The following is a 13,689-nucleotide window of genomic DNA, read 5'->3' as shown; positions in this document are numbered from 1 at the left end:
CTCACGGCCCAGACCTGCCGTTGACCTACTGGTCAAGTTGCTGCAATCGCAGCCCGCTTAGCAGTCATTCGCTGCAAGCGCGAAATCCGGGCGTCGTCGAACTCACACATCGCGGGACTTTCCGGCTGTTCGCTGCGGGTGCATTGTGAACCGCCCGGCACGGCTGATACGCGCAGAAAGCGGCCTTTGCAAAGTTTAACGAACGGCCCAAAGCGTGGTAGGCCTGTTGCGTTGAGAACCGCTGAAATCAACCCAAAGCGGACGACGAAAAGATGGCCAATCGGCAAAGGTTTTTTGCGTTTTCCTAACAGCGGCTACTCAATTGCCTTGCGAAATGTCTCCGTCAGCCGTTTGTTCAAACCGTGATGAGGTTCGGCTGAAGAACCGTAGTGCAACTCCGCCAAAGCAGCGATGTCATTGAAAATGACTACGGAGCCGCCTTCTTCATTCGCGTAAACCAATAGTTTTTGGCAAAAGGCATCCAAACCAATTGCCGGAAAGTCCGCCATAGCCACACCACCGGGCGCTGGTCCGCCGAATAGCAAGAGAACAGCATCCGGCAGCTCCGTCCCCAGTTGGGACGCTTCGGCCGCAAAATCGATCTCCCCAAACCAGACTGTATCGTCCTGTCCCATCACAGCTGTCCTGACACGTTCCACTGCCTCTAGAACGCTGAGCTCAGATCGCAATTCGATGATGCCATGGTTTGCAACTAATCCTTTGGTCGGCGCTGGTGCTGCATCCAAGTCGTTCAGGACTTCGAGCAACTTGTTCTCAAATGCATTCAACGCTTGGGTATTGATTAGACCATGCCGAACTTTGAGAAACTGAGAGTCTGTGTATTCGATCTGCGGTCGACCATCCTGATCGAATGAAAGAACGCGAAAAGGAAGGTCCAGACCTGCACGTACGTTCTCCTCCAGTATAGGTGTGTTTACCTCTGGATCAGAGAAAACGAGTACACGAGATGCTGGCATTTCGACGCCTTCGGCCTTGGCCAGGCGCGCGTGATCTATCGATGCGATTGGAGCAGCTCCCGCTTCGGAAACGGCAGTCTCAAGCTCTAAGAAGTTTTCGTCCACCGCGGTCTGGACAGATGAAGATTGTGCAAAAGCGGATGCCGAAACTGATAAAGTTGCGATCATCGAGAAAACAAAGCCAGACCTCACCATTTTACCACTTCCTGTTTCCTCGTACTTTTTTCAGAGAAACCGCCGCCAGAGCTGCAAAAGCTATCTCGGCTGCAAGATAAAAGAGAAGTACCCCGTTCGGAACTCCATCGATAAGGATGCTTAGTATGCGCCCAACGGCCAGTCCTGACATAAACAAAAATAGAACCCACAGCGCGGGGCGTTGTAACTCTGGTTTCGAAGCAGCCGCCAACCAAAACAGAGCGTTTGCCATGTAAAGACCCATAATCGCTCGGAAAACATGCGTCAGGTTCGTCCCTTCCACTGGAAATCCCAGCAAAACTGGGATCGAACGGCCGGGCATCAGACCGTATGACAACGCAATTGGCACGAGGCCGACGGCAGCAAGCAGAAGGACTAATCTAGCACTCATGGAGGACTCCTTCTCGTAGAGGTTTCGCTTTTTGCGAAATTCCTAGTCGGTTATTTTGGGCATCCGATGATCCGAGCCGGATGCCCACGCTGCGGTGGGAAAGGCGTATTGGTTGCCTCGCTTCCTCTACTGAGAGATGCCGCCTTCGGTTGATGTTTGTTCTTCAACATGGTCTTGATTGGCGACCGGCTTCCCGCGCGGAGGGAACTCCTCGAAAGTAGCGAGATGTGCCTGCACTAACCGGGCGGCTGGGCCGAATGCCCACATTTTCTCACCCATCCAGCGGACGTACATACCGCTTTCCTCCGCAGCTTTTTCGTAGGGATCGCGGCGGAGGTTGAAAAGCAAGGGGGCGACCAATTCTTCCTTCGGGCCTGACCAGCCGTGGTTTTGAACGACAAAGTGCGCTTTCCAATCGTTGTAGCGTACTGCTTGGAGGTCTGTACCCTGATAGTAAATCAGCTCGCGGCGATTGCTCTCTTCATCCTCACCCGTCAGGTAAGATAGTTGATTGTAGCCATCGAGATGCACTTTATAGCCTTCATATCCCTCTAGGAGCTTTTCTCTTAGATCTGTCGGACCTCCAGCCGCAGCTACAAATGTTGGCATCCAGTCCATTCCGCTGAAGATGCCATTCAAGACTTGACCTTCTGGAATTTTGCCCGGCCAGCGAATAATCGCAGGAACTCTAAAGCCACCTTCCCAAGTAGTACCCTTTTCCCCATGAAACGGTGTCGTACCACCATCAGGCCACGTCAGTGTTTCCGGGCCATTGTCTGCGGTGAACATCACTATGGTATTATCGGCGACTCCCAGATCCTCAAGGTGGCTGAGAACGTTACCAACGTTGTTGTCCAACTCCTTCATGACAACATCCTGAAGTCCGCGCCCATTGCCCAACATAGCTTCGTATTCGGGGCTGAGGTGGGTCCAGACGTGTGCACGGGCTGGAGCCATCCAGACAAAAAACGGAGTGTCCGACTCTACTGCACGAGAAATGAAGTCCTTCGTGTAAGATGTCACTTCGTCATCCAAAGTCTTTTGGCGCTCAGGAGGCGCAGGCCCGTCATCAATAATGCGCTGCTTCCCGACTTTTCCAAATCGCGGGTCGACTGTTTCGTCTACCTCCTCTGTTGCAAATGAATGAATGATGTTGCGAGGCGCAAATTGCGCGTTGAATTCTGGGTCGTCTGGCCAATCCGGATCAGACGTATATTCCATAGCATTCAAGTGATAGAGCCAACCCCAATACTCGTCGAAACCTTTTGCAGTCGGTAGGAACTCATTGAGGTCGCCTAGATGGTTTTTTCCGAACTGCCCCGTCGTATACCCCAACTTTTTCAGGAACATCGGAAGCGTTGGGTCATCTGGGTTTAAACCTACCGGATCTCCCGGCAGTCCAACCGTGTGCATACCAGTCCGTATTGGCAATTGTCCGGTCATGAAAGCTGATCGACCGGCAGTACAACTTGGCTCGGCATAATAATCTGTGAGACGAGCACCCTCAGAGGAGAGGCGATCCAAGTTCGGCGTCTCGATGCTTTTGACACCTCCGTGGTAAACGCCGACGCTCGCCCAACCTACGTCATCTGCCATGATGACAAGAATGTTGGGCGGGGTATGTTCGTCGGCCCAAGCTCCAGTGAAAGCAAAGCAGACGGCACCCGTTACTGAGATAAGCTTGTTCATTAAGACCTCCCGACTTGGTACTTCTTACCAACCATAGGAAAAACATCGGCTTAGAGGAACGGTCTGATTTGTTAACTTTTTGGGCTCAGCACCTTGGTGCAAGAAATTTCTTCGACCAAAAAGCCCGCCAAGCCGGAATTGCAAAGTCCTGGGTTGAATGTCCGGTTTGGGCTGAGTGCGGTCGAATGCGCTTGCAGCATTAAGGTTGTCTCACTGGGGCTGCAACGGGCTCTTCGCGGCCATTGGTGAGCGCGCGGCATCTCAGTGCTATTCTTAAAGGTAAGGTTTGAAGGACGGCCCATACCCGACATCCAACATAGTCCGCCGATGCTGCGGTCGCAGCCCGCATTGCCGACATTCGCTGCAAGTGCAAAGTCTGATGCGGGTTGAACTCACATTCTGCGGACAATTCCGCCGTTAGCTACAACAAATTCCGATGACCGCTTTCGGCGTACATTAACACTACCAAGATATGTTCTCTTGTGTTGGCGGTAAAACACACATTACGCAAATGTGCCTGTTTCCAGCCATGGCTCGAAAAGGAATATCTTAAAACCGCCATCCCGCATCTGTTAAGGCTGAAATCACTTCGTCCGATAGATTTGGACTGGAATAAAATGCTGCTAGAACAAGATCTGGCCTGAACTCTGGCCACGACTGTTTCAGTTGATTCAAGGTTGCATGTGCGTCTTTGGCTTCGCCCAACCTTTGATAGGAAGCCGCCAAAAATACCAAAGACAGTGCACTGACGGGGTCACCATTGTCACTCGCAAATTTCAAGGACGCGATTGCTTCCCTAAACTCACCGATGTGAAAACTGGCAACCGCGTGAATGTTCCTGTGGGCAAACCGATGACTTCCCATCTCTCTGGGGTGGCTTGGGTCGCTGACGTCATACGCTTCTTCAAAGCGACCCATAACCAGTAGTATCACGCCGCGAAAGTCCAGAACGTTTCCGTCATTGGGTCGAAGCGACTGGGCGAGTGCTGAATAGTCCAATGCGCTGTCATAGTCGCCAGAAACGTAAGACACCCATGCCATTGCCGATTGGCTCCAGCCGTTTGAGGGCGCAATATCCACAGCTTTCTGTGCCATTTTTCCTGAATTCAGTATCAGCGCGTCACGCTCTTCCTCGCCTCGCGTTAGTAGAGCCTGGGTTCCCAGACTATGGGCCAATCCGGCATATCCACAGTAAAAATCGGGAGCCTCATTTATTGCCATTCTAAAAATGTCGCTGGCCAGGATCTGGTTATCGATAGTTGCGATTGGAAAGAGCAGGCCCCGAGCTTGATCGCAGTAATTTGACGCCTGTACTGCAGCGGGTGATTTAGCGGATAGAGCCTTTCGCTCAAGTGAGCGCGCAGATGTCTTTGGGTTGAGATCAACAACCTGTTCCATGCGCCCGCCCAAGACGTAAGCAAGAGCAATGATCGCTATGGTGACAGCAGGGATGCCAATCCGCCAGGGTAATCCTGGCCTGAATGGCGTATGATCGACATTGCTCTGAATTGTACCAGAGCGGTCCTCGAACCAAGGTGCGTAGCCGCCGCTATCAATGTGAATGCGCAGATCGTCTCCAGCACCTGCCGTTTCATAGTACTGCTGAAGTTTCCGCCGTAACCGCCCCGCATCCACACGAACAACGTTGATGTGGCCGTCATCACTGGCAAAACTCTTGAAGTAAACATCCTGAGCGATTGTTTTGCCAAGAATAGCCTCGGATCTACCCGCAATGGCTTCTTCGACAACGTAGCTCAGAAAATTCCGAAGGCGTTCCGCCTTGCCAAATATGTCACTCGCCAATACCTGGTCCAGCGCGTACTTCACACGGGTCGCGTGACGTTCCGGATCAAGGGTCAATTCTCTGTCGGGCATCTGAAACTTCAAGTTTCTCTGTATTTTCAACTCTATACTGTCAAATGAATATTTGAATGTCACCCTAATTTCACGGTGTAACCCTTCCGCGTCGCGCGATGTGCCCTCAGCCTAGTGCCCAGAGATGGACTAGGCGCCAGGGCAATGACGGACATCAACTTACTAGAGCTCGCTTTTCCGGACCAAATCAGCCGCATCCGCGTCATGCGAAAGAACCATCGTGGATTCGAGGCACTTTGCGGTGACTTCGAGTTGCTCTCAACCGAGTTGGAGAGGGTCCGGAAGGTCAATGAGCAGACGTCACCATGTCTGATCGATCCTGTCACCGAAAGCCTAGACGGGCTGGCCGAGGAAATCGCCGAGCATCTCTCTCGATTCACTAATTCAGAGATTGTCCCGAAAGCCATCTCAGAAGTGGCTCCCATATTCACCCAGGCTCGAACAAAGGACTGAAAATATGCTGCAAGACAGACAGAGGAAGTCAATTAAGTCACTCAGCGCACTCGCCGTCGCAGCGACATTGTTCGCCACAAATGCGTTCGGTCAGGCTCCTCCGGTACAGGAGCCCTCATCCCAAGAAGATATTGAGGCTGCACTGACTGGCGGCGTCCCAATGGGACGTTGGAAAGAGGGTCTGACCTTTGAGGGCATCTCTCCTCAACCGTGGTTGAAAAGTGCGGCGAACTGGTTCCCACGCACAGAAGATGTACAGCCCAACGAGATGAGAATTATCTTCATGGGATCTGCCCCGTTCATTCGCCCTGGGCAAATGAACACAGCGATTCTTGTTGAGCTGGGTAACGGTAAGATTTTCATGTTTGACATTGGTGAGGGCTCACCAGCGAACATCATTGCCAGTGGATATGCACTGAATGAAATTACCGATGTATTCATCACGCACCTGCACGTGGACCACTTTGGTGGGCTGCCGTACCTGTGGATGTTCGGAACCTGGGCAGGTGGATGGCACGAGCAGTTGACGGTCCACGGCCCATCCGGCCGCACCAAGGAGTACGGCACCGCAACGATGGTAGAAGGCATGAAAATGATGACCGGCTGGCACCGGGATGCGTTCAGCGTCTTTCCCGTTGGCAAAGGTTGGGACATCGAAGTCAACGAATTTGATTTCCGTGACAATGGTGGCGTGATCTATGATGAAGACGGGGTCAAAGTCACACACTGGCAAAGAAGCCATGCCAAGGACGGTGCGTCCGGATACCGGATGGACTGGAATGGCATGTGCTTCATCTGGACAGGTGACGGTCGACCCAACATGATCGACATTCCTTTCGCCAAAGGCTGCGATGTCTTCGTAACGGAACAGCAACAGGAAATCATCGAAATCTCATCCGGAGTTCAAGGCGTGCCGCCTTTCCTCGGGCGGTATACCGTCGACACCCATCACACGCCCAGCTATGCGGCCGGCTACATTGCCAATCTGGTGCAACCCAGGCTTCTGATGAACACTCACATGAGCTATGACCCCTATCAGATCGAGGAAACCGTAGCGGAGATCCGAGAGCACTGGAAAGGCCCCTATCACTTTGGAGCGCCTGACGGGATCGTTGTGAACGTCACCAAAGATCAGATATGGGTTCGCGAAGGCATATTGCCCGAGTTTCCAAACTCACGAGCGCCGCAGTTTGACTTTAGCAATGGTCAGTTGATCGTGCCGAAGCCGCCCCACCGGCGCGAAGACATTCAAGAACCCTACGTGCGGGATATGGAGATCGATCCTAAGCTGTACTATCCCGAGGGATATCATCCTGAGCTGCTGACAGAGTGGCCAGTTGATGACGACCTTGTTGTTCCTCTGGAAGCGCTTCCCGAAAATCTGAAAGAGAGTATGGGCGCGGCATGGCGCCATCGTGAAGCCAACCGCAAAGTGTTGGAAGAGCAAGGTGACAACTAAGTCATCATGACAAACAGGGCGATCACTCGTAAGTTTGGGTGGTCGTTCGAACTTTCCGGAAACATCACGAAGGAATGAAGTCTTGTTAATCGTACTTGGCCTCTACTTTGGAATAGTCTGGCTGGTCTTTTCCAAGTTTCACCTTCTCCCCTGGAATGGATTCTGGAAAACTCTGGTTTACTGTGTAGCCGGTGTTATCGCTCTGGTGGTCATCGGTGCGCTGAACCACACAACTCCGACTGGCCCGGTATCCATTCAGGGTGTTTCGACGAATATTGCTCCGAACGTGGCGGGCACGGTTACAGAAGTCGTTGTGGAGCCAAACCAGGAAGTTGCAATTGGCGAGACCCTATTCCGGATAGATAATGAGGTTTTCAAAGCCGAGGTTTCCCGGCTCGAAGCTGTCTTGGAAACTGCAAAGTCATTTGCCGATCAACTGTTATCAGATTTATCAGCTGCCGAGGCCGAGATTGAATCCCTGACTGCTCAGCTGATTTTCGGAATTCAGCGTCGTGATGACATCATCCGTTTGGAAGAACGCGGGGCATCAACCACGTTCCAACTGCAAGAGGCTGTCTCAACCATCGACCAGTTGACCGCGAATATCCGCGCAGCAGAAGCCCGGAAGACAAGCCTTGAGCGGCGTATCGCCGCGAAGATCGACGGGCGTGACGCAGGTGTTGTGGAGGCCGAACAGACACTTGCGCAAGCTCTTTGGGATTTAGAGCAAACAGTTGTAAAAGCGCCGGGAAACGGCGTTGTCACGGCTGTATCACTACGACCAGGTAACCGCGCCACTCCGCTACAAGGGGCAATAACTTTTGTCGAACCCGGAGACTTTGCAGTAATTGCTACTCTGCCCCAATCCAGTCGTGCCAATGTTTCGGTCGGTGACGAAATCCGGCTTGCATTTAGAACGGAACCCGGCGGAGAAATTACCGGCCGTATTTCCGATTTTCCGGTCGGAACTGTCGAAGGTACTGTTGATCTAAGGTCAGGCCTTCCCTCATTGCGCGAACTAACCGGGATATCCAGCTACATCGTATTGGTTGAACTACCTGCAGATGCAGACATAAATTACTTGCAATTTGGAACGTCAGGAACAGCTTTGGTCAAGACAGACGAGGCCGGAGCCATTGGTGTTTTGGCAGAGATCCTTTTCTGGGTCACCAAGAAGCTCAATTATCTTTGAAAAACCAAGCCAAAGCATCTGTGTCATCAATGAAAACTGTAGAGCTCAAATCCTTGGTGTTTCGGTGGCCCGGTCAACCTGACCCGGTTCTCTCAGTCGCTAGCTTCGATCTTGAGGCCGGGGAAAGTGTGTTTATGAAAGGCCCCAGTGGCAGCGGAAAGACCACATTGCTTTCGGCAATTGCTGGCGTGATCGATGTACCGCAAAGCGCGGTTCGCGTTGCAGGCACGGATGTCGGGGCTTTGGCCGGAGGTGATCGTGACCGTTTTCGTGTGGATCATTTGGGGATTGTTTTCCAGGTCTTCAATCTCTTGCCTTGGCTCAGTGCGCTTGAAAACACGTTGCTGCCCTGCCGGTTTTCAGCGCGACGTCGCAATCGGTCGGGGCCAGACCCCAAGGCTACCGCCACACGGTTGCTAAGTGAGCTGGGTCTTGAGGATACTGAGCTCATCAATCGACCTGCCAGCGCACTGAGTGTTGGGCAGCAACAACGCGTTGCGGCGGCGCGTGCTCTGATAGGGGCGCCTGAAGTAGTTTTGGCGGATGAACCCACCTCGGCTTTGGATGAGGAAGCGAAAGACACGTTTGTCCAGTTGTTGTTGAAGGAATGCAAAGCATCAGGGGCAAGTTTGTTATTTGTCAGCCATGATCGCAGCCTGGAAAAACACTTCGATCGGAGCGTTGACTTGCCGATGCTGAACGCGGGCAAAACGTGATGTTCAATCTTTGTTATAAAAGCCTTCTCAATCGCCGCTTTATCGCTGCGTTGACTGTTCTTAGCATTGCCTTGAGCGTGGCTTTGATTGTTGGGGTTGAACGACTGCGAACAGAGGCACGAGCGGGTTTTGCCAATTCTGCATCAGGGATCGACCTGATCATTGCGGCACGCGGAAACGATGTGCAGATCCTGATGGCAACGGTTTTTGGTGTCGGCACAACTGGCGCTGGTATCAGCTGGGACAGCTACGAGATGATCGAAGATCTGCCCCAGATAAGCTGGACAGTGCCAATCATGATGGGTGACAACCACCGAGGATATCCCGTGATCGGAACGTCCGAGCAATATTTTGACCACTTTCGTCATAGTGGCGGCCGGCAACTGATATTTGCTGAAGGTGTTCCGTTTAAATCTCCAGATGGCGCAGTGATTGGAGCAAAAGTTGCTCAGGCTTTCGGGTACACGTCAGGTACTGAAATCGTGAATGCCCATGGCTCAGGGGAAGTCGCCTTTGATGTGCACGACGAAGCGCCATTCACAGTGACCGGCGTGCTGGGGCATACCGGGACGGCCGTCGACAGAATGGTTTTTGTCTCACTCGAGGGTTTTGACGCCTTGCACGAAGAACCTGCATCAGAGGTTGCGGACCCATTCGTTTTGATCGAAGCACCAGAAGTCGCCGGAGAACACGAAGACCATGACCATGTGGAGTTAGACGAGCCTGACGAGCACGAAGAAGGGCATCAGGAACATGACGACCGTCATGCTCACGGAAGCGGCCATGAAGACGAGGGGCAAACTGTCACGACCTCTGACGGGCACGATCACGATGGCCATGATCATGAACCGGGGACCATCAACGCGATTTTTGCCGGGCTGGAGGAAAAAACGGCGGTGCTTTCAGTTCAACGGCAACTGGCAGACCATCGCGACGAGGCACTGACCGCCGTTCTTCCTAATGTTGCGCTGTTGCAGCTTTGGTCGATTACCAGTACGGCCGAGACTGCGCTGCGTCTGATGGCAGGCGCTGTGGCAGTGGCTGGAATGATCGGCATGGTGGTCATGTTGTCTGCTTCACTCGACAACCGGCGGCGTGAATTTGCGATCCTTCGATCCGTGGGCGCAACACCTGCCGGCGTCTTTTCCCTGATCTTGCTTGAAGCCGTTTTATTGTTGTCGGCCGGTATCGTGCTTGGAGTAATCGCGCTCAGCGCTCTCACGCGCGTGATAGATCCGATTCTTGCCGCAAATTTTGGGCTTCGCATCGGTGTTGGCCTGCCGAGTTTTCGCGAGGTTCTTCTCATAGCCATCGTTTTCTGCTCTGGTCTTCTTGCCAGTATTATACCTGCGTTAAGGGTGTACCGTATGACGCTATCAGACGGACTGTTGGTGCGGCTTTGAATAAGAGGATCCGCTGAAATGAAAACCATTGCGCATTTTCTGAATATCTTATTCGCCCTTGCGATTGCGGGGCCTCTTCTAGCAGCGGATCCGCGCAACATAAGTTGGCAGGATCTCCTTCCTGAAGAGCGGCCCTACCACGATCCTTTTGCCACCCTAGAATATTCTCAGGTCAATGCGTTGGCCATGCTTTATCGGATTGAGGTTCTGCATGCGGACACTGCGGATGACGAGAAGCGCGCAGAAGCGTTTCAGATCCGCGAAGGACTCGTATCTCAAGGCCTTGACCCAGATTGGTTGTTTGAACAACGCGAAATTGTGATGAACCAACGGTTGATTGCCGCGCGCGAACCGAACCTTGACCTTTTGGGAGAGAACGTGCGCCTTCCCGGCTATCTCCTTCCCCTGGATATTGTCGACCAGAAGGCGGTCGAATTCCTTCTGGTTCCGACAGTTGGAGCCTGCATTCACACACCAGCACCTCCAGCCAATCAGATGGTTTACGTGCGATACGAACAAGGCTTCGAAATCGATGAGTTATATAAGCCGGTTTGGATAAGCGGGGAAATGCGGGCACTGAGCAGGTCCCAGTCACTCAATTACGTGGACGGCCAGGCAAATATCGAAACCTCATATGCGATGGATGCGCTGTCGGTAGAAATCTATGACTGATCAGTCAGACTAGAGGTCTGTTCTATGGCTTCACCGGGATAAATCTTTGCACCGCACCCCTGTATCAGGATCTTTGGTTCGTGCAGATGTGACGCTGCAAATCTCCTCTGAAGCTCCTTGATGATCAATAGGGCGATTTTTTTTCACGATCCGCCATTTCGTGACCACACCATTCCACGCGTACGGGTTTTACAAGTACACCCGGCAACCCTCGCTGGTTAATCAGCTTATTATAAGTAGCAAGAACTCTTTTTCATTGCTCTTGATCGATCATGTTGTCTCTTTGACCTATTGATCAGTGTTCTTAATCGCATCGCATACCGCGCTTGTAAGCCGCCTTTCGTGCGTGTCGCAGCATCCGTTAGTTTGGGCTCACCGCCGACCTCGGAGGCAGCGCAGCATTCACAAGAAAACGTTGTCTGTACACTTCACTAGCGGCCCAAAGCCGACATTGCTGATGTAACTTTAGCTGCGCTGCAGCGTGCCTAAAGCAGACACCAAGACTCGCGAAGACGCATCACCGGTCCAACTTCAAGATTCCGGAACAACGGGGAGCGGCTCAACTCGATACATTTCAAGGGCAAGTCTTTGGTCCTCATCAGGCATATCAAGCGGTCAGTCAACTACTGAGAAATGCATGGGTATTAGTTTGCTTTCAGTACGCATTTCTCAGATCGGCGACGGTTGAGAATACTCTTCCGGGCCTTTTGCTTGAAAACTCGTAGCTTCCGTCTGCGTGGGATTTTACCAGACCCAAAGGACCGAGTCCGCCGTCAGCCGTGTAGCACTCTAGAAGTTTACGAGCGATTACGGGTATCATCTTGCTTTGGGGACCAAAGTGTTTCGCGTCGTGTGCGCTGAGCTTCATCACCAATCCATTGCGAAGGTCGGCAAGCGAGAATTGCGAGCTTGTGGCTCGGAACTCGCCCATGAAGTAGTTCCACGCCTCCGCACGCTCCGAATCAGCTGTCAGTTGCTGGTGAAAAAACCAAAGTGTTGGCTCTTTGCGGAACCCTGGGTCCTTCTCACGAAGCACCTCTCCGAAGGGTGTCGGGGTGATCGGAAACCGCAGTTCAATCACCCCAGATTTATGCAACCAGGAACGGTATGCCGCGGAAAACGGTGCGCCATACCCAAAGGGTTTCGCGAGGTCCTTGTCGCGATGTGCCGGGTGATCCAAGGCGCTGGCAAACACGCGAGACATGCGCTTTCTATTCAATCCAAAGTTGCCATGAAAGAACACAGTCACCCGTTGTTCCCTCCTATGATGCCCGATGACAATGGACGGTTGCGGACGCAGGGCCATCGCACGGAAGTTTCGACACCACGACAATAGTCAAAAGGATGCTGAAATGACAGATGAGCGCAGTTGAGCGGGTTCCGAGCGACGTTCAGGCCTTACACAGAACCATGAAACCAACCCATCGCGGCTAGGCCCGGTGGCGGCAAATTCGAGTGGGAAATCCACTTGCGAAACAGCCCGAAATTTTTCAAAGGAATCGAACCACCTCTTTGAACCGGTGGACTATCGAATTGTAACAGTTCACTTGGTCCTGCATGGTGTCAGTCAGAAACGTGCAACTCCAAAAAAGACTGTTGAATGAACGCGAAGCTAGAAAGAAATACTGGAGAAATCCAAAAGATCGCCTGCGAACAAAACTACGAAACGTTTCGATCGTTGAATCAGCAAATGTGGCAGATTCCTATCATATCGATGACTTTGACGGGCGGATTGTGGTTTGGCGTGTCAGGTGCTTCGGATTTTCCAGTGTTTCAGGTCGCCCTTTTGGTTTTGGCTTTCGTCGGAAATTTAGCGCTTGCTGTCATTATCGTGCGGTTGCGATACGTCATGGACAAACACTTGGATTGGCTGAACTTGAACCTTGGTGAAGACTTCGTCGAAGCGAAGGGCCCGGAGTGGTACAATCGACAGTTCGTAGTCCGCACAGCATTTCAGGTGGTGCTGCTCTTGGCAGCGGCTGTAAGTAGCGTGCTGTTGATCTTTACCGTCAGACAAACAGATTGGGGCAGGGAGTTTGCTAACATGACTGACAATCCCGCCCTTAGCTACTACCAAGATCATGCGGTACGTTTGGCGGACCAGTATGAAGTGGTTGACCCGATGGAGGCGCATCCGGAGCTCAATGCATACTTGGCCGCCCTCCCTGAAGGAACTCAATTGCGAGTTCTCGATGTGGGCGCCGGTTCTGGAAGAGACGCAGCGTGGTTGTCTAGGCTCGGTCACGATGTAACAGCGGTTGAGCCTTCCAGCGCAATGAGACGGATCGCTCAGCACTTGCACCCGGCAATGGCGATCAGATGGCTGCCGGATGAATTGCCAAGACTGACTCAAGTTGGTTCAGACAGTTTTGACTTGATTGTCCTGAGTGCTGTATGGATGCATGTCGACCCTGAAGATCAAGCTGCGGCACTGCAACGCCTTTCTGATCTTCTCGCAACGAATGGACGGATATATGTCACTTTGCGTCTAGGTCCGGCGGAGCCAGATCGAGGAATACTTTCAGTCAGTCTTGAAGGTCTCAGACTAGTTGCGGAACCCTTGGGTCTAGACGTTCAAGTGCTGGGGGAACAAGATGATCTGCTGGGCCGCAGCTCTGTTAAGTGGGTTTCAGTGATGCTGAGCGCCGCATAGTTGGCCGCCCTACG

The 13,689-nt window shown here is 52.5% G+C and carries 12 protein-coding genes; 7 read left to right on the top strand and 5 right to left on the bottom strand.

Annotation, left to right across the window (positions count from 1 at the left end; all coding sequences use genetic code 11):
- Positions 1 to 314: 314 nt before the first annotated feature.
- The 4 genes from AC2FH2_RS16090 to AC2FH2_RS16075 all read right to left on the bottom strand — a co-directional run bounded on the left by AC2FH2_RS16090 (position 315) and on the right by AC2FH2_RS16075 (position 5,190).
- Positions 315 to 1,145, bottom strand: a complete 831-nt coding sequence (locus tag AC2FH2_RS16090; protein WP_496824366.1) for a DUF302 domain-containing protein — start codon at positions 1,143 to 1,145, stop codon at positions 315 to 317.
- A 28-nt stretch (positions 1,146 to 1,173) separates the two neighbouring features.
- Positions 1,174 to 1,563, bottom strand: a complete 390-nt coding sequence (locus AC2FH2_RS16085) for a DUF4345 domain-containing protein (protein WP_170582982.1) — start codon at positions 1,561 to 1,563, stop codon at positions 1,174 to 1,176.
- A gap of 126 nt (positions 1,564 to 1,689) precedes the next feature.
- Positions 1,690 to 3,252 (bottom strand): arylsulfatase, encoded by a 1,563-nt coding sequence (locus AC2FH2_RS16080; RefSeq protein ID WP_480489018.1) that lies wholly within the window; start codon positions 3,250 to 3,252, stop codon positions 1,690 to 1,692.
- A 549-nt stretch (positions 3,253 to 3,801) separates the two neighbouring features.
- Entirely contained in the window at positions 3,802 to 5,190 is a 1,389-nt protein-coding gene (locus AC2FH2_RS16075; RefSeq protein WP_496708102.1) for a tetratricopeptide repeat protein, read from the bottom strand.
- Positions 5,191 to 5,271: 81 nt separating this feature from the next.
- Here AC2FH2_RS16075 and AC2FH2_RS16070 point away from each other — a divergent pair, with 81 nt between their 5' ends.
- The 6 genes from AC2FH2_RS16070 (at position 5,272) to AC2FH2_RS16045 (ending at position 11,022) form a co-directional block, all read left to right on the top strand.
- A complete protein-coding gene (locus AC2FH2_RS16070; RefSeq protein WP_496824363.1) occupies positions 5,272 to 5,580 on the top strand; it encodes a hypothetical protein in 309 nt (102 codons plus the stop codon).
- A 4-nt stretch (positions 5,581 to 5,584) separates the two neighbouring features.
- A complete protein-coding gene (gene gntH, locus AC2FH2_RS16065) occupies positions 5,585 to 7,039 on the top strand; it encodes a guanitoxin biosynthesis MBL fold metallo-hydrolase GntH (RefSeq protein ID WP_109312726.1) in 1,455 nt (484 codons plus the stop codon).
- 82 nt (positions 7,040 to 7,121) lie between these two features.
- Positions 7,122 to 8,231 carry an HlyD family secretion protein gene (locus tag AC2FH2_RS16060; protein ID WP_496824361.1) on the top strand — a complete coding sequence of 370 codons (1,110 nt, stop codon included), beginning with the start codon at positions 7,122 to 7,124 and terminating at the stop codon, positions 8,229 to 8,231.
- 29 nt (positions 8,232 to 8,260) lie between these two features.
- The gene (locus tag AC2FH2_RS16055) at positions 8,261 to 8,947 is read left to right on the top strand and encodes an ABC transporter ATP-binding protein (protein ID WP_037321629.1); all 687 of its coding nucleotides are present in this window, start codon (positions 8,261 to 8,263) and stop codon (positions 8,945 to 8,947) included.
- Positions 8,947 to 10,350, top strand: coding sequence for an ABC transporter permease (locus tag AC2FH2_RS16050; protein ID WP_260027312.1), 1,404 nt, complete (start codon positions 8,947 to 8,949; stop codon positions 10,348 to 10,350). The genes AC2FH2_RS16055 and AC2FH2_RS16050 overlap by 1 nt, the downstream gene beginning before the upstream one ends.
- An 18-nt stretch (positions 10,351 to 10,368) precedes the next feature.
- On the top strand, positions 10,369 to 11,022 hold the full coding sequence (locus tag AC2FH2_RS16045; RefSeq protein ID WP_010442259.1) for a DUF3299 domain-containing protein: 654 nt from the start codon (positions 10,369 to 10,371) through the stop codon (positions 11,020 to 11,022).
- Between the two features lie 655 nt (positions 11,023 to 11,677).
- Here AC2FH2_RS16045 and AC2FH2_RS16040 read toward each other — a convergent pair.
- Positions 11,678 to 12,328, bottom strand: a complete 651-nt coding sequence (locus AC2FH2_RS16040) for a DUF4007 family protein (RefSeq protein WP_496824358.1) — start codon at positions 12,326 to 12,328, stop codon at positions 11,678 to 11,680.
- A 294-nt stretch (positions 12,329 to 12,622) separates the two neighbouring features.
- Here AC2FH2_RS16040 and AC2FH2_RS16035 point away from each other — a divergent pair, with 294 nt between their 5' ends.
- A complete protein-coding gene (locus tag AC2FH2_RS16035; protein ID WP_496824356.1) occupies positions 12,623 to 13,675 on the top strand; it encodes a class I SAM-dependent methyltransferase in 1,053 nt (350 codons plus the stop codon).
- The last annotated feature ends 14 nt before the right edge of the window (positions 13,676 to 13,689 follow it).

The sequence above is a fragment of the Ruegeria sp. YTSA105 genome (assembly GCF_059610225.1).
This window is presented reverse-complemented; position numbering and strand designations above follow the sequence as displayed.